Annotated in this window: 14 protein-coding genes; 4 read left to right on the top strand and 10 right to left on the bottom strand. The window is 59.5% G+C overall.

The genetic code is table 11. The features are described from left to right. Nucleotides 1–13: 13 nt before the first annotated feature. Nucleotides 14–1,282, bottom strand: coding sequence for an IS4-like element ISAeme4 family transposase (locus AB5Y97_RS06930; protein ID WP_041206016.1), 1,269 nt, complete (start codon nt 1,280–1,282; stop codon nt 14–16). Nucleotides 1,283–1,817: 535 nt separating this feature from the next. Between AB5Y97_RS06930 and amt the strand changes: the two genes are divergently transcribed. After that, nucleotides 1,818–3,245, top strand: coding sequence for an ammonium transporter (gene amt / locus AB5Y97_RS06925; RefSeq protein WP_158110934.1), 1,428 nt, complete (start codon nt 1,818–1,820; stop codon nt 3,243–3,245). A gap of 82 nt (nt 3,246–3,327) precedes the next feature. Here the strand turns inward: amt and AB5Y97_RS06920 are convergent, their stop codons facing one another. The 9 genes from AB5Y97_RS06920 to AB5Y97_RS06880 form a co-directional block, all read right to left on the bottom strand. After that, a complete protein-coding gene (locus AB5Y97_RS06920) occupies nt 3,328–3,795 on the bottom strand; it encodes a glycine zipper 2TM domain-containing protein (protein WP_005340126.1) in 468 nt (155 codons plus the stop codon). A 97-nt stretch (nt 3,796–3,892) separates the two neighbouring features. Continuing rightward, nucleotides 3,893–4,390 carry a GNAT family N-acetyltransferase gene (locus tag AB5Y97_RS06915; protein WP_201995359.1) on the bottom strand — a complete coding sequence of 166 codons (498 nt, stop codon included), beginning with the start codon at nt 4,388–4,390 and terminating at the stop codon, nt 3,893–3,895. 112 nt (nt 4,391–4,502) lie between these two features. Further along, entirely contained in the window at nt 4,503–4,907 is a 405-nt protein-coding gene (locus AB5Y97_RS06910) for a nitrous oxide-stimulated promoter family protein (protein ID WP_005356534.1), read from the bottom strand. A gap of 88 nt (nt 4,908–4,995) precedes the next feature. Then, a complete protein-coding gene (locus AB5Y97_RS06905; protein WP_005355029.1) occupies nt 4,996–6,798 on the bottom strand; it encodes an aminopeptidase P family protein in 1,803 nt (600 codons plus the stop codon). A 33-nt stretch (nt 6,799–6,831) separates the two neighbouring features. Beyond that, nucleotides 6,832–7,497, bottom strand: coding sequence for a GntR family transcriptional regulator (locus AB5Y97_RS06900; protein WP_368157422.1), 666 nt, complete (start codon nt 7,495–7,497; stop codon nt 6,832–6,834). Nucleotides 7,498–7,690: 193 nt separating this feature from the next. After that, nucleotides 7,691–9,316 carry a phosphoenolpyruvate carboxykinase (ATP) gene (gene pckA / locus AB5Y97_RS06895; protein WP_005340139.1) on the bottom strand — a complete coding sequence of 542 codons (1,626 nt, stop codon included), beginning with the start codon at nt 9,314–9,316 and terminating at the stop codon, nt 7,691–7,693. Nucleotides 9,317–9,465: 149 nt separating this feature from the next. Continuing rightward, a complete protein-coding gene (hslO, locus tag AB5Y97_RS06890; protein WP_005340140.1) occupies nt 9,466–10,350 on the bottom strand; it encodes an Hsp33 family molecular chaperone HslO in 885 nt (294 codons plus the stop codon). A 77-nt stretch (nt 10,351–10,427) separates the two neighbouring features. Further along, on the bottom strand, nt 10,428–10,826 hold the full coding sequence (hslR, locus tag AB5Y97_RS06885) for a ribosome-associated heat shock protein Hsp15 (protein ID WP_005340141.1): 399 nt from the start codon (nt 10,824–10,826) through the stop codon (nt 10,428–10,430). 256 nt (nt 10,827–11,082) lie between these two features. After that, entirely contained in the window at nt 11,083–11,463 is a 381-nt protein-coding gene (locus AB5Y97_RS06880) for a hypothetical protein (protein ID WP_005340143.1), read from the bottom strand. A 185-nt stretch (nt 11,464–11,648) separates the two neighbouring features. On the opposite strand from AB5Y97_RS06880, the gene AB5Y97_RS06875 reads away from it, so the two are divergent. The 3 genes from AB5Y97_RS06875 (at nt 11,649) to AB5Y97_RS06865 (ending at nt 15,676) form a co-directional block, all read left to right on the top strand. Continuing rightward, complete coding sequence (locus AB5Y97_RS06875; protein WP_368157420.1) at nt 11,649–13,037, top strand: phosphatase PAP2 family protein; 1,389 nt, start codon at nt 11,649–11,651, stop codon at nt 13,035–13,037. Beyond that, nucleotides 13,034–14,119, top strand: a complete 1,086-nt coding sequence (gene ydiK / locus AB5Y97_RS06870; RefSeq protein WP_279506091.1) for an AI-2E family transporter YdiK — start codon at nt 13,034–13,036, stop codon at nt 14,117–14,119. Before AB5Y97_RS06875 ends, ydiK begins: the two co-directional genes overlap by 4 nt. A 288-nt stretch (nt 14,120–14,407) precedes the next feature. Beyond that, nucleotides 14,408–15,676 (top strand): IS4-like element ISAeme4 family transposase, encoded by a 1,269-nt coding sequence (locus AB5Y97_RS06865; protein ID WP_041206016.1) that lies wholly within the window; start codon nt 14,408–14,410, stop codon nt 15,674–15,676. Nucleotides 15,677–15,689: the final 13 nt, after the last annotated feature.

Genomic DNA, 15,689 nt, shown 5'->3' with positions numbered 1-15,689 from the left:
CATATACAGGACCTTAAGAAAACACTTCATTTGAAATTCCTTCTAAGGTCCTGTTCTGTATCGATTTTCGCTGCTTGGTTCGACGGGCATTTTTCGCCAAGTAAACGGCAGCCCATTCCAGACGCTCTCTTATTTCCACCAACACCCGATGAGCCACCGCTTCCAATAACGGGAACCACCAGGTTCCGCTATTTTTCGCCGCTTTCAGTGTGGATAAACCGTCCCCCATCAGCGTCTGAGCTACCCGTCTTTTCATCACCAGCGACAACAGGCTGGCCCACACCAGCCCCTCGGCAATGGCTTTCTGACCTGTCACAAAGCCCTTGAGCCGGTTGTGCGACTTCCACTCCTTAAACAGCAGCTCCACCTGCCAACGACAGCGGTACAGGCTCATCACCCGCTCTGCTGGCCATGCCTCTCGTGGCAGATTGGTCATCCAGATACAGAACCGTTTCTCCTCGGCAAACCAGCGTCGGATCAGCCGATACTCGAACTTGCCCGATTTCACCACCATATCCAGTACCTCTGCCCGACAGTGCCGCCGTCCAGCATCCTTGAGTGACAGGCCCGCCAGCTTCGGCACTTCCCGTTCGTCACCGCGCCATGCCCGGATAATCTTCGGGTTCAGGCTCTTACTACCCCTGACCAGATAGAAACCGCCCGCCTCGTTTAGTTTCGCAAAGTAGGCCATATCGATGTAACCCGCGTCCGCCAACAGCAGGCTGTTATTGAGCCGCTCGGGCTCAGGCAGGAACTGGCGCTCTGACGCCGTATCGGCAGAGACCTGCATGCAAACTGGACTTTGCTCCAATAGAGACATGAGCATATGACACTCGATTGCCGCCGGGCTAATGGTCTTGAACCTTCCCGGAAACACTTCGGCCAGGCTTTTGTGGACGGCAAAGGAAGTACCATCCTGCAACAACACCTGTTTGAATGCGCCAAGGGATGCAGTCTTCATCTGTTGGCCGATACGCAAGGCGATAGCCCGTTCAACCAGCGCCTTCATGAACAGGGCGAACGACGCTTTGCGCAACTGGTTGTGAAAGGGCTTGTAGGAAACCTGATGGGCATCAACCAGTTGCAAGGCATTGAAATGATGGTGCAATCCAGCGATACCATCGACCTGGTCGCAGCCAAGTGCCCGCAAGAGTGCAGTCACCAGCATGGCAGGCGTAATGGCTCGTTTGCGCAAGCAAAATTGGCAGTCACGGGCAATGCGGTCGAGTTCGGCAGGAGAGAGAAGTTGCTCAAGATAGTGGTTGGCATCGATAATGGTCATGGCTTCGTGCGTGGCGGTTTTGTTTGGCGATAAAATCAGATCACAATCGAAGCCATTTTTATATCTATTTCAATTGGTTGCTGCTAAAGATCCTGTACATGAACAGGAAATGGCTGGTCTGTCAGTGTAAACGAGCGGGCCTGCAGCGCGCGATATCGATGACGTCAGCTTGTGGGCTGGCTCCGAGTTTGCGCACTTCTGGTGCGCGACGTATCGCCTGCCCTGTGACAGGGCGACCCTGGGCAGGTTAGCGCAGCTCATGCGCCAAATTGGTGCATTGATGATGTGCTACCTTGCTAATGCAATGATTTAAAAGGATTTAAATTTATGGCCCGCTTTATGCTTTTTAGATGTCAGACGGTCTCTTGCGGTCATCGGCGGCAGACGCAGTGATGAGGAAGTGGCAAGAGGCATCCCCGTGCAGGGCGCGGGTGTGATTCTGGCGGGTTGCAGCAACACCTTGCGGTTCGCCACAGATTCAATCAGGGAAACGGAGCCGGTCTTGTACCGGTACGACAGGGAAGGAGAGTGCTCTATGGTCAAAAAATGGATGATGGCGGGTCTGACGATGTTGCCTGCCTTGCTGGTTACCCCAAGTTGGGCCGAAGAGGTCGCTCAGGTACAGGCTGCGGTGGCACCGGTTGCCGCCATGACAATCAACAAGGGTGACAACACCTGGATGCTGCTCTCGGCGGCGCTGGTGATCCTGATGTCGATCCCCGGTCTGGCCCTCTTCTACGGTGGTCTGGTGCGGGCCAAAAACATGCTGAGCGTGCTGATGCAGGTCTTTACCCTGTTCTGCCTCATCTGCGTGCTCTGGGTGATCTACGGCTATTCGCTGGCCTTTACCGAAGGGGGCAATTTCTACGGCTCCTTCAGCAAGGTGCTGCTCAAGGGGGTGACCCCTGACTCCATCGCCGCCACCTTCAGCAAGGGGGTCGGGATCAGCGAGCTGATCTATGTGGTGTTCCAGGGGGCCTTTGCCGCCATCACCTGCGGCCTTATCGTGGGGGCGTTTGCCGAGCGCATCAAGTTCGCTGCCGTGCTGCTCTTCTCGGTGATCTGGTTCACCTTCGCCTATATCCCGCTGGCTCATATGGTGTGGTACTGGGCGGGTCCGGATGCCTATACCAGCGCCGAGGCGGCGGCCACGGCGACTGCAACGGCGGGGTATCTGTTCCAGCATGGTGCGCTGGACTTTGCAGGCGGCACCGTGGTGCACATCAACGCCGCCGTGGCGGGTCTGGTAGGTGCCTATCTGGTGGGCAAGCGTCTGGGCTACGGTCGTGATCCCATGACCCCCCACAGCCTGACCATGACCATGATCGGTGCCTCCCTGCTCTGGTTCGGCTGGTTCGGTTTCAACGCGGGCTCCGCGCTGGAAGCCAACGGTATCGCCGCACTCGCCTTTATCAACACCTGGGTGGCGCCGGCTGCGGCAGCTCTCTCATGGACGCTGGCCGAGTGGGTGATGAAGGGACGTCCCTCCCTGCTGGGTGCGGCATCCGGTGCGGTGTCCGGTCTGGTGGTGATCACCCCGGCAGCCGGTTTCGTCGGTGTGGGCGGTGGTCTGGTGATGGGCCTTATCAGTGGCGTGGCGGGTCTGTGGGGTGTCCACGGTCTCAAGCGCATGTTGGGGGCCGATGACAGTCTGGACGTGTTTGGCGTGCACGGAGTGTGCGGCATTCTCGGTGCTCTGCTGACCGGCGTCTTTGCCAGTCCGGATCTGGGCGGCACCGGGGTGTGGGACTATGTCACCAATCAGGTTGCCGAGGGTTACTCCATTCTGACTCAGGTGAAGATCCAGGCCATCGGGGTCGGTGTCACCCTGCTCTGGTCCGGTGTCGTGGCGGCGATTGCCTTCAAGGCGGTCGACATGCTGGTGGGTCTGCGGGTGAATGGCGATGCCGAGCGGGAAGGGCTGGATGTCACCTCCCACGGCGAGAAGGCTTACAGCATGTAATCCCGAATGCCAGACAACAAAAAACCGCCGGGGTCGGCGGTTTTTTTATGGCTCGAGCGTGACGAAACCTGAATTCACACGCTTAATTCACGACGGCCACGTTGATGCTGCCGTTACCCTGGGTCATGCGAACGCGCGCGCCCGGGGTGAAGGTGGGGCTGGCTTTCTGCACGACCACGATGGCTTCGCCGTTCTCTTTCTTGATCTCCAGCTCGACGCCGTCGACCTGATTCATCTTGTTGCCGATGGCGTTACCTGCCGCCGCACCGGCGATGGCGCCGCCTGCGGCTGCGATGTCGCGTCCGGTGCCGCCACCGACTGTGCTGCCCAGCAGGCCGCCGACTACGGCGCCGCCAATGGTGCCAATCAGGGAGTTCTCATCGGCCTGGATTTTCACCGGGCGGGTGGAGATGATGGTGCCGTAGCTGACGGTCTGCACCTGTTTGGCGCGGTCTTTGGTGTAAACATCGCCAGAGTAAACGTCACTGTTGGCGCATCCGGTGATGGTGGTCGCTGCCAGCAGGGCAATAAGGGTCATACGCTTCAACATGGTGGGCCTCCTGGGCTGCACGTAATTTGAACAATCCGGTTGATGAGTGAACTTTACTCCAACCCCGTCACACATGAAATCGGCAAAATGTAACCAATTATGCGTTCTGTAACCGGTTTTGTCCTTGAATCGCAGCTGTACCGGAGAGGGTTTTAACCAGCAGCAGACGGTCTTCTCCGGGGCCGAAATAGTCGGCTACTTCCGCCTGCAATGTGTAACCGAGCCGGTAGTAGAGGCGCTGGGCCGGATTGACCGGATCGACCGTGAGCCGCAGTTCGCTGATCTGCAGCGCCTGCTGGTTGGCCTCCATCTGGCGCATCATCCGCTCCGCGAGGCCGAAACCGCGTGCCTCGGGCAGTACCGCCAGCGAGAGCACCCAGCCTTGCGACCGCTCCTGACCAAAGCCACCCAGCACATAACCCACCAGCTGCCCCTCGTATTCAGCCACCAGCAACAACTCGGGCCACAAATCCATCGCCTGACGGAAGAAGAAGGCGGGATAGACATCTTCGCCAAACACCTTGGCATCGATCTGCCAGATGGCGTGCATGTCATTGTGGGTAGCGGTACGTAGCAGGGGCGGGTTGTGGTGCATCAGGACTCCATCGGCAGCAAACGGATCGGCAACGCCGCTGACCTTGGGGTCAACGGCAGAAAAGGAGTCATAGGGTAGTGGTCATCCCCTGCCGGATGCAAGGGATTGGCGGTTATGGCGGCAGGGGGCGGCTCTGGGGCAGTTTGGGGGCTTTGCGCAAGCCGTCGAGCAGGTGGCGGAGGGTGAGCCAGGGGTGGCGCAGCAACATGCGCGGGCCGCTCCACTTCATCACCTGCTGGATTTGTTTGCGCATCGCCGGTGCGTAACAGTGGATATTGCAATTGGCGCAGGTGGGTTTGTGGCCGTGGCCATAACGGCAGCGACGAAGGCGCTGATGGGCGAAATCCCGCAACTGGCGACAGTGGCGGCAATGGGGATCCTGATGATGGTGCTGGCAGTAGAGGCGGATCATGGCGCTGACCGTCTGCTGCTCGCGCATGAGTCTGGGATGGTCACTCGCCTTTTTGCTGGCTGCGGCGTGTGAGCCCCGGGCTGGGCTGGCATGATGACTTTTCATGGTCGCCATTCTCCTGACCAGCTCGCTTTGGGTGTTGATACAGGTCAAAAGGGGGGATAAAAAAACAGGGCCAGCAGGCCCTGTGTCATCAGATGAGGCTGGTTGCCTGCTCCAGCCAGGCGAGATCCTCGCCCTCGAGCAGCGGGCTCAGGCGGCGGAACACCTCGACATGGTATTCGTTGATCCAGCGGAATTCGGCCGGGCTCAGCAGGCTGCGGTCGATCAGGCGGGTATCGAAAGGCACGTAGGTCAGACGCTCGAAGCCCAGCATCGGCAGCTCGCCAACCTGTTCCAGCTCGGTCACGACTACCAGGTTCTCGCAGCGGATACCGAAGCCATCTTCGCGGTAGTAGCCCGGCTCGTTGGAGAGCACCATGCCCGGTTGCAGGGCAACCATGCTCCCTTTCGGCGCGATGCGCTGGGGCCCTTCGTGGACGCTCAGGAAGTGGCCGACGCCGTGGCCGGTGCCGTGGTCATAGTTGTAACCGGCTTGCCACAGCGGCATGCGGGCCAGCACGTCGAGCTGGATCCCGGCGGTACCACGGGGGAAGCGGGCCTGATCCAGCGCGATATGGCCCTGCAGTACCCGGGTAAACATTGCCTTCTGCTCGTCGCTCACCTCACCGACCTTGATGGTGCGGGTGATGTCGGTGGTGCCATCCATATACTGGGCGCCGGAGTCCAGCAGATAGAGGCTGTCCTGGCCAAACGCACGCGGGGTGCCATTGGTATGGTGGTAGTGGCACATGGCGGCGTTGGGGCCGAGCGCGGAGATGGTATCGAAGCTCGGCTCGACGTAGTGCTCCTGCTCGCGGCGGAACGCTTCCACCTGATCGGCCAGGGTGCCTTCATCCACCCCCTCGAATTCGCCGGAGGCGACCAGCCGATCCAGCCAGGCGAGGAAACGGGTCATGGCCACGCCATCGCGCAGGTGAGCGGCACGCATACCGGTCAGCTCGATCTCGTTCTTGCACGCTTTCGGCAGCATGGTGGGGTCCTGCCCTGCCACCAGAATGGCGCCCGCCTCTTCCATGACGAGCTGGGTCCAGGCGTTGGCGCTGTCCGGATCGGCCAGCACCTTCTGCTGATCTTCACCGATGCGCTGCAACACGTCGCCCAGCTTGTCGATGGGGTAGACGGAGACATCCTGCCCCACGTGTTGGGTGAAGGCGAAGCAGTCAATTTTGTCGGTGTCGACGAAGAAATCCATGCTGGTGTTGGCGTAGAGCACAGCAAAGCCCAGCACCACCGGCAGCCGGTCGATATCGCGGCCGCGCAGGTTGAGCAGCCAGTTGATGGGCTCGGCCTGGGTCAGCAGCACGGCATCCAGCCCGCGCTTGCGCAGGTCGGCCGCCAGCTGTTCACGTTTGGACTGGCTGGACTGGCCCGCCAGCTCCTCGCTGTAGAGGATGACCGGGCTCTTGGTCGGCTCCGGGCGATCGCTCCAGTTCAGGTCGATGGGGTTCTGCTCGACGCGGATCAGCTCGATACCGCGATCGGCCAGCACGGCTTTGGCATTCTTGTACCAGGTCAGGCTGTGCAGGCGGGCATCGAAGCCGACCCGGGAGCCTGACGGCAGCTGTTCGGCCAGCCACTGCACATGAGGATTTTCAATGAGGTGGAGGAATTCGAACAGTTCGGCGGGAGTTTGCATCCGCGCCTGCACCGTATAGCGACCATCGACAAAGAGGGCTGCCCGCTGGGCCATGATGATGGCGACGCCGGCAGAGCCGTTGAAACCGGTGATCCAGTCAAGCCGCTCGGCATAGGCGGGGATGTACTCGCCGAGGTGCTCATCATCGTGGGGGACGATAAAGGCGTCCAACTCCTGCATGGCCAGCTCGGCCCTGACTTGGGCGACGCGGGTTTCAATTATCTCGAAATTATTCATGTCGTTAGTGCCAGATGGTTGCTATATGAGTGTTCAGTTTTTATGGCCGTTGGCCAGGATCCGCTTGATCGACTGACCTGCTGCTTCGATATGCTGCCTGAGCAGCACCACCGCCTCGTGTTTGCGCCGGGCGCGACACAGTTCCAGCAATTTGGCGTGTTCACGCTCCGCCTTGTCCACCCCGTCGCTGGCAAACAGCAGCTCGAAGCGGACATAGCGGTCACAGCTCAGATTGATCTGGGCGATTAGTTCAAGTGCCTGGGGGCGACCGGCTGCCTGATAGAGGGTGGCGTGAAAGCTGTGGTTCAACTCGGCCCAATGTTCGATCTGGGTGCCTGACTCCAGGGCATGATCAAACTGGGCGAGGATCGCCTCCGCTTGCGCGAAGGTGGCTTCCGTCATCTTGTCGACGGCGTGAAACAGGGTATCGGCTTCCAGCAGCGCTCGCAAATAAAAGAGCTCTTCAATGGCCGAGGCGTCCAGCATGGTGACCACGGCGCCGCGATGGGCTTCGAACTTCACCAGCCCCTGCGCTTCCAGCTGCATCAGGGCTTCGCGCACCGGGATGCGGCTCACGGCCAGCTCTTTGGCAATGGCATCCTGACGCAAGGGGGCGCCAGCGGGGAACTCCCCACGGAGGATCCGGCCACGGAGGTTTTCCATCACCATCTGGGTTCGGGTCTTGTAGGGTGGGGTCATGGTCGGGTCACGATTGGGCGTTACAGAATTGTATATTGTATAAAGTTTGGCTGAATCTAACCTGTCACAATGGGCAAAGGCAAGGTTTTGGCCCCTTGAATGGGGCCGATGGCGGCGTTCGAGGCTCCACAAAAACAAAAATGCCGGTCAGCGTGGCTGACCGGCATGATGTCACTGATACGAAGCGAGCCTGTTACAGCTGCGGGCCTGCCGCAACCAGACGTTTGCCTTCATCGTTATCGGTGAAGCGCTCGAAGTTCTTGATGAAGCGGCCTGCCAGATCGACGGCCTTGGCATCCCACTCGGCCTTGTCGGCGTAAGTGTCGCGCGGGTCGAGGATCGCCGGGTTCACATCGTGCAGCGCGGTCGGGATCTCCAGATTGAAGATCGGCAGCACCTTGGTCTCGGCCTTCTCGATGGAGCCATCCAGAATGGCGTCGATGATGGCGCGGGTATCCTTGATGGAGATGCGCTTGCCGGTGCCGTTCCAGCCGGTGTTGACCAGATAGGCCTCTGCACCTGCCGCTTCCATCCGTTTCACCAGCTCCTGACCGTACTTGGTCGGGTGCAGGGAGAGGAAGGCTGCGCCGAAGCAGGAGGAGAAGGTCGGAGTCGGCTCTGTGATGCCGCGCTCGGTACCGGCCAGTTTGGCGGTGAAGCCAGACAGGAAGTGGTACTTGGTCTGCTCCTTGGTCAGTTTGGAGACCGGAGGCAGCACGCCGAAGGCGTCGGCAGTCAGGAAGATCACCTTGGTGGCGTGACCTGCCTTGGAGACCGGCTTGACGATGTTGTCGATGTGATAGATGGGGTAGGAGACGCGGGTGTTCTCGGTCTTGGAGCCATCATCGAAGTCGATGGTGCCATCGGCAGCAACGGTCACGTTCTCCAGCAGCGCATCGCGACGGATGGCGTGGTAGATGTCCGGCTCAGCCTCTTCGGAGAGCTTGATGGTCTTGGCGTAGCAGCCCCCTTCGAAGTTGAACACACCGTGGTCATCCCAGCCGTGCTCGTCATCGCCGATCAGCTGACGCTTGGGATCGGTGGAGAGGGTGGTCTTGCCGGTGCCGGAGAGGCCGAAGAAGATGGCGACGTCGCCGTCCTGACCCACGTTGGCGGAGCAGTGCATGGAGGCAATGCCGCGCAGGGGCAGGAAGTAGTTCATCATGGAGAACATGCCCTTCTTCATCTCGCCACCGTACCAGGTGCCACCGATGAGCTGCATCTTCTCGGTCATGTTGAAGGCAACGAAGTTCTCGGAGTTGAGACCCTGCTCCTTCCAGTTCGGGTTGGTGCACTTGGCACCGTTCATCACCACGAAGTCGGGCTTGAAGGTTTTCAGCTCTTCATCGCTCGGACGGATGAACATGTTTTTCACGAAGTGTGCCTGCCAGGCCACCTCGGTGATGATGCGCACGGCCAGGCGGGTATCCGGGTTGGCACCGCAGAAACCGTCGACTACAAACAGGCGCTTGCCGGAGAGCTGTTTGGTGACCAGCCCTTTCAGATGTGACCACACTTCAGGGGTAATGGCTTTGTTATCGTTTTTACCCTGGTCAGACCACCACACAGTATCCTGGGTAGTGGCATCTTTGACGATATATTTATCTTTCGGGGAGCGACCGGTGAAGATACCGGTGTTTACGTTGACGGCGCCCAGCTCGGTCACCACACCGCGCTCGAACCCTTCAAGGTCAGGGCGTGTCTCTTCCGCGAAAAGCTGCTCGTAAGAGGGGTTGCGAACGATTTCTTGGCTGTTTTTGATGCCGTACTGGTCCAGTCCTAATTGTTGGGCCAGGGTGGGTTCTGCCACGATTGTCATTGTATTCTCCTGGGTTCAGAGGTTGGTAGGGTTCTATCTGACGGTCATCCTATCACTTAGGTGGTAGAGTTTAGCGATCGCCATCAAACTTTATAAAATAGGGTATTTTTTTGTTATTAAAGTTAAAGGCGGGTTTTGCCCGCCTTTAATTAGTGTAACTGGTTTGCATCATTGCCGGGAGCCCTGCTGAACAGGGTTTCGACATCGATCCCATTAAATTGGTACTGGGCGCCGCAATAATCACAGTGCATGTCGATCTTGCCGAGCTCCTGCACCATCTCCATCACCTCTTCCTTTTCTATCTGCAACAGGGCCCCTTCGCAGCGCTCGCGGGAGCAGGTGCAGCGGAACTCGACCGCCTGCGGATCGAACACCCGCACCTTGTCCTGATGGTAGAGGCGGTAGAGGATCTCTTCTGCCTGCAGGCCGAACAGCTCTTCATCCTTGATGGTGCTGGTGAGCTGGGTCAGGTGATCGAAATCGTTGCTGTGATCCTCGCTCTGGGCGGGCAGCTCCTGCAGCATGATGCCGGCAGCGCGCGGCGCACCTTCGTGGTAGCCGGTGCGGATCCACAGCTTGGTGGCCAGCTGTTCGGAGCGGGCGAAGTAGTGCTCCAGGCAGCCTGCCAGGGTGTCGGCGTCCAGCGCGATGATGCCCTGATAGCGCTCGCCCTGCTCCGGGGTGATGGTGATGATCAGCTGGCCGTTGCCAATCAGGCTCTGCAGCTTGCCATCGCTCGGCAGCTCGCCTTCATAGCGGGCCACGCCGCGCAGCTGCTGGTTGTTGTCACCGTTGATCACGGCCAGACGCACCGGGCCATCGCCCTGCAGCTGCACCGTGATGGAGCCTTCAAACTTGAGGGTGGCGGTCAGCAGGCTGGTGGCGACCAGCAGCTCGCCCAGCAGTTTTTGCACCTGCACCGGGTAGTTCTGGGCTTCCACTACGTGGCGGTAGGTGTGATCCAGCTGGACCAGCTCGCCACGCACTTCGTACTCTTCAAACAGATAGCGATACAGCAGATCTTGGTTGCTCATCATGTATTCCTGGCTTTTCGGTGAGGTAAATCGGGCGGGCTGGGGTTGATGCCAGCCCGGTATCAAATCGGGGTCGGTCAGTACTGTTTGACCTTGAGCAACTGGCGTCGCTCCTGCTTGTCGGGGCGGCGCTCGGGGCTGGGGGCAAACTGGCTGTTGAAGCGGCGCGCCTCGCTGTTCTCGGCCCGTTTTTTCAGGCTCTCGGCAGTCTCTTCATAGAGCTGCTGGGCCAGCGGGGCCGATTTGCGTTGCTCGCTCAAGGCCAGCACCCGCACTTCGCGTTCGTCCTGCCCCTGCCAGAAGCGGATCAGTGCCCCCACTTCCACCTGTTTGCCCGGTTTGCTGCGCTGACCATTGTAGTGCACCTTGCCCCCATCTATCTGATCCCGCGCAATGGAGCGGGTCTTGTAGAAACGGGCCGCCCACAGCCACTTGTCGAGACGAACCTCGAGGGCACTTTCTGCATGATTGGGCATGAACAGGCTCCATAACGGGGAAAAGAGGTGGTCGATTATACCAGAGCACGGGGTCGGGATAGAAACCGGGCAGCCGCCGCGCGGGGCGCAAACCATGTCAAGGTGATGCAACATATGGGCAGTTTGCTGATTCACAAGGGAAAGCCGCTGCTTTATCGGGTATTCATGGGGGCTGGGAAGGGCCTTCATACCGCGCATATAAAGCTGCCGCCCCGGTTGGGGGCGGCAGTGTTCACATCCATCGAGCATGTCAGAGTCAGAAGTGATCGTGCTGATCCGGCTTCTTCTGGTCGTGTGGCCCTTCGCTGTGGGCGATGGCGGTACGGATGAGATCAACCCCGGCGCGGATAATCAGCACCCCCATGTTGACCAGCTTGACGCAGACCCACATGAAGGTGATGAGCAGGATCAGCTTGAGCACGGTCTGGAACGCTTCCAGGAAGTTCTGCTCCAGCTGGGCGGTGAGGCCGTTGGCGCTGGTCATCAGCCAGGTGTAGACCTCGCGCACGAACGGGATGCGGCTTGGCATCTCCAGCACATCCAGTGCGGCAGGGAGCGCCTGGAAGATGACGATGCTGCCGAACAGGATCAAAATGACACCGATGGCGATGCCGAGGAAAAAGCCGAACTGTCTCATGGAGGGCTCCAGCGTTTGCTGCATGAAATTGAAGATAGCCGCCAATAGTAGGGAGTGCCCTGCTTCATCGCAATCTTCCGTGCACCGCCAGCGCGGTGGGAACGGCGGCAATCCGGCCGCTACCGTTGCCCAACTATCTGATTTCTGGGAGGCTTGTCGCCATTGTGCATAGGGAAAGCAAATTGATGTCGAGAACCATCTTATTACTCTTGCTGGCGCTGTTTGCCGCTCTGCCAGCCCTGAGTGCCGAACCGGCGGCTCCCTCGGCAGCGGCCTGCGCCATCCGTCATCAGGATCAACTGCTGCTGGTGCAGGATCGCATCTCCTCCCGCTACAGCCTGAGCGGTGGCTATATCGATGGCGGCGAGAGCCCGCAGCAGGCGGCGCTGCGCGAACTCTATGAAGAGACCGGCTTACGGGGGGAGGTGGTGCAGGAGTTGGGCCGCTGGCAGCGGGCGCTTATCTTCGCCTGCCGCACTCTGGAGCCTATCGTCGCCCAGCAAGATTCCGATTTTGTCTCGCTGCTGAAGGCCCCCAATCTGGGGGGAGAGATCCTTAACGCCCGGCTGATCGCCATCGACCAGCTCCCCCGCGAGCAGCGCCGCTTCCCGGATCAGCTCGACTGGCTGCAATCCCGGCTTGATCAGGTGCCCGAGAGCGAGGTGCACTGGCAGGCCGATTTTGTGGCGCAGGGCAATGCGCTGCATCAGGTCGAGATCCCGCTGATGCTGCGGCTGCAACAGTGGCTGGGGCCCGATGTCTGGTGGCTGTCGGTCAGCAATCTGTTTGGTTCAGGCGGCTTTCAGCTTGCCCTGATACCTTTGCTGCTCCCGCTGCTGGGGTGGCCGCGGCTGCGCCAGCTGCTGTTCGCCATGCTCTGGCTCGGCTTGCTGGTGCAGGCAAGCAAGGAGGGGATCGGCTTGCCGCGCCCCTTCCATCTGCAACCGCTGCTGGCAACCCAGAGCGCGCAAGGCTTTGGCATGCCGAGCGGCCATACCGCTTCGGCCCTGCTGTTCTGGGGGGCGCTGCTTGGCTGGCTCTGGCCTGCCCGGCGCGGGCTGGCTTATTCGCTGGCCTTGCTGCTGGCGCTGACCACAGGTCTGGCGCGGGTCTGGCTCGGGGTGCACTTTATCTCCGATGTGGCGGTTGGCCTGCTGATTGGTGCCTTGCTGCTGGCGGTTCGCCCATACTGGCGGCTGGATCAGCGCGCTTCTGTCTGGGGCTTGCTGATCGCTGCGTCACTGGTTTGCGCGGGTCTGAGCCAGTCGGCCCATCTGGCCGGGATCGGGCTGGCGGCCCTCGGGCTCTGGGTTGGCGGTTTGCTTACCCTGACCCGCGGCGGTTATCCCCCCATTGTGACTGGCGCGGTCACCCTGGTGGGGGGCGCGGTGATAGGGGCGGGGCTCTGGGCGCTGCCGCTGCTGACCAGCAGTTCGCTGGCCATACTGCTTGGTCAGTTTGTGCTCTTTTTCGGGCTGGGGCTCTGGTTGAGCGCTGGCCTCTGGTGGATACTCTCTTTCTTGAAATGCGACACACGACCCAAGGGCAACGGCTCTGACAAGGGAACTCTATGAATGTGAAAAAAGTGGATTTGGCCAAGATAACCCTGGGGGTGCTGTTTCTCAGCATCCTGATTATCTCCTGTTTCTTGGTGTTGCAGCCCTTCCTGCCTGCGCTGGTGTGGGCCACCATGATCACCATCGCCACCTGGCCGCTGATGTTGATGGTGCAGCGCCTGTTGTGGGGCAAGCGCACCCTGGCGGCCCTCTTTATGACGCTGGTACTGCTGCTGATGTTCGTTATCCCGCTCTTTATGACGCTGGCCAATGTGGCGGAGAAGGCGCCCATGCTGATCGAGCTGGGTACCCATATCAGCCAGTCACCGCCGCCGGAGCTGCTCTGGTTGCAACAGATCCCGCTGATGGGCGACAAGCTCTATGACTTCTGGCAGCAAATTCTGGCGAGCGGTGGTCAGGTGCTGTTTGCCAAGCTGGCCCCCTACTTTGGCCAGACCGCCCGCTGGCTCGCCGCTCAGGCGGGCAATCTTGGGCTGCTGTTCGTCCACTTCCTGCTGACGGTCGGTATCTGCGGTGTGCTCTATCACTCGGGTGAAGTGGTGGCGACCGGCATTCGCCGCTTCGCCCACCGGCTGGCGGGCCAGCGTGGCGACAATGCCACCGTGCTCGCTTCACAGGCGATCCGTGCCGTGGCGATGGGGGTGGTGGTAACCGCGCTGGTGCAATCCTCGGTGGCCGGTGTCGGCCTGCTGATTGCTGGTATCCCCTACGCCATGGTGCTGGTGGTGGTGATGTTCCTGCTGATCGTCGCCCAGATCGGCCCCTTCCCGGTGCTGCTGGCCTGTATCGGCTACCTCTACTGGAGCGGCGACACCACCTGGGGCACCTTCCTGCTGGTGTGGTCACTGATTGCGGGCACCATGGACAACTTCCTGCGCCCCTTCCTGATCAAGCGGGGCGCCGACCTGCCGCTCATCCTCATTCTGGTGGGGGTAATCGGTGGCTTGCTGACCATGGGGATCATCGGCCTCTTTATCGGCCCGGTCGTGTTGGCGGTGGGCTACACCCTGCTGGATGCCTGGATCAAGGAAGATGACCAACCGGCGACCGCTGCGGTGGAACCGCCCAAGGCCCAATAACGATTCAGTAAAAAGACGATTCGGTAACAAGACGAATCAGTCACCATCGCTGATACCAAGAGCCGCCCGGTGTGAACTGGGCGGTTCTTTTGTTTGTGGTGATCGTGGCTTATGGCGATCGAGTCAGATTGGTTGATCCTCGCCAACCTCCATATCCCACATATGACCGTCTCATGTAGGTTCGATTCATGTACAGGATCTTTAGCAGCAACCAATTGAAATAGATATAAAAATGGCTTCGATTGTGATCTGATTTTATCGCCAAACAAAACCGCCACGCACGAAGCCATGACCATTATCGATGCCAACCACTATCTTGAGCAACTTCTCTCTCCTGCCGAACTCGACCGCATTGCCCGTGACTGCCAATTTTGCTTGCGCAAACGAGCCATTACGCCTGCCATGCTGGTGACTGCACTCTTGCGGGCACTTGGCTGCGACCAGGTCGATGGTATCGCTGGATTGCACCATCATTTCAATGCCTTGCAACTGGTTGATGCCCATCAGGTTTCCTACAAGCCCTTTCACAACCAGTTGCGCAAAGCGTCGTTCGCCCTGTTCATGAAGGCGCTGGTTGAACGGGCTATCGCCTTGCGTATCGGCCAACAGATGAAGACTGCATCCCTTGGCGCATTCAAACAGGTGTTGTTGCAGGATGGTACTTCCTTTGCCGTCCACAAAAGCCTGGCCGAAGTGTTTCCGGGAAGGTTCAAGACCATTAGCCCGGCGGCAATCGAGTGTCATATGCTCATGTCTCTATTGGAGCAAAGTCCAGTTTGCATGCAGGTCTCTGCCGATACGGCGTCAGAGCGCCAGTTCCTGCCTGAGCCCGAGCGGCTCAATAACAGCCTGCTGTTGGCGGACGCGGGTTACATCGATATGGCCTACTTTGCGAAACTAAACGAGGCGGGCGGTTTCTATCTGGTCAGGGGTAGTAAGAGCCTGAACCCGAAGATTATCCGGGCATGGCGCGGTGACGAACGGGAAGTGCCGAAGCTGGCGGGCCTGTCACTCAAGGATGCTGGACGGCGGCACTGTCGGGCAGAGGTACTGGATATGGTGGTGAAATCGGGCAAGTTCGAGTATCGGCTGATCCGACGCTGGTTTGCCGAGGAGAAACGGTTCTGTATCTGGATGACCAATCTGCCACGAGAGGCATGGCCAGCAGAGCGGGTGATGAGCCTGTACCGCTGTCGTTGGCAGGTGGAGCTGCTGTTTAAGGAGTGGAAGTCGCACAACCGGCTCAAGGGCTTTGTGACAGGTCAGAAAGCCATTGCCGAGGGGCTGGTGTGGGCCAGCCTGTTGTCGCTGGTGATGAAAAGACGGGTAGCTCAGACGCTGATGGGGGACGGTTTATCCACACTGAAAGCGGCGAAAAATAGCGGAACCTGGTGGTTCCCGTTATTGGAAGCGGTGGCTCATCGGGTGTTGGTGGAAATAAGAGAGCGTCTGGAATGGGCTGCCGTTTACTTGGCGAAAAATGCCCGTCGAACCAAGCAGCGAAAATCGATACAGAACAGGACCTTAGAAGGAATTTCAAATGAAGTGTTTTCTTAAGGTCCTGTATATG

Origin of the sequence: Aeromonas sp. R10-2 (genome assembly GCF_040908445.1) — a bacterium.
Classification (GTDB): domain Bacteria; phylum Pseudomonadota; class Gammaproteobacteria; order Enterobacterales; family Aeromonadaceae; genus Aeromonas; species Aeromonas veronii.
Note: the sequence above shows the minus strand (reverse complement) of the source record. Positions and strands in the feature narration are given on the sequence as shown.

Excerpts from the sequence above, each read along its gene's own strand:
- AB5Y97_RS06930 (WP_041206016.1), bottom strand. The coding sequence starts at position 1,282 with ATGACCATTATCGATGCCAACCACTATCTTGAGCAACTTCTCTCTCCT.
- amt (WP_158110934.1), top strand. The coding sequence starts at position 1,818 with ATGGTCAAAAAATGGATGATGGCGGGTCTGACGATGTTGCCTGCCTTG.
- AB5Y97_RS06920 (WP_005340126.1), bottom strand. The coding sequence starts at position 3,795 with ATGTTGAAGCGTATGACCCTTATTGCCCTGCTGGCAGCGACCACCATC.
- AB5Y97_RS06915 (WP_201995359.1), bottom strand. The coding sequence starts at position 4,390 with ATGCACCACAACCCGCCCCTGCTACGTACCGCTACCCACAATGACATG.
- AB5Y97_RS06910 (WP_005356534.1), bottom strand. The coding sequence starts at position 4,907 with ATGAAAAGTCATCATGCCAGCCCAGCCCGGGGCTCACACGCCGCAGCC.
- AB5Y97_RS06905 (WP_005355029.1), bottom strand. The coding sequence starts at position 6,798 with ATGAATAATTTCGAGATAATTGAAACCCGCGTCGCCCAAGTCAGGGCC.
- AB5Y97_RS06900 (WP_368157422.1), bottom strand. The coding sequence starts at position 7,497 with ATGACCCCACCCTACAAGACCCGAACCCAGATGGTGATGGAAAACCTC.
- pckA (WP_005340139.1), bottom strand. The coding sequence starts at position 9,316 with ATGACAATCGTGGCAGAACCCACCCTGGCCCAACAATTAGGACTGGAC.
- hslO (WP_005340140.1), bottom strand. The coding sequence starts at position 10,350 with ATGAGCAACCAAGATCTGCTGTATCGCTATCTGTTTGAAGAGTACGAA.
- hslR (WP_005340141.1), bottom strand. The coding sequence starts at position 10,826 with ATGCCCAATCATGCAGAAAGTGCCCTCGAGGTTCGTCTCGACAAGTGG.
- AB5Y97_RS06880 (WP_005340143.1), bottom strand. The coding sequence starts at position 11,463 with ATGAGACAGTTCGGCTTTTTCCTCGGCATCGCCATCGGTGTCATTTTG.
- AB5Y97_RS06875 (WP_368157420.1), top strand. The coding sequence starts at position 11,649 with ATGTCGAGAACCATCTTATTACTCTTGCTGGCGCTGTTTGCCGCTCTG.
- ydiK (WP_279506091.1), top strand. The coding sequence starts at position 13,034 with ATGAATGTGAAAAAAGTGGATTTGGCCAAGATAACCCTGGGGGTGCTG.
- AB5Y97_RS06865 (WP_041206016.1), top strand. The coding sequence starts at position 14,408 with ATGACCATTATCGATGCCAACCACTATCTTGAGCAACTTCTCTCTCCT.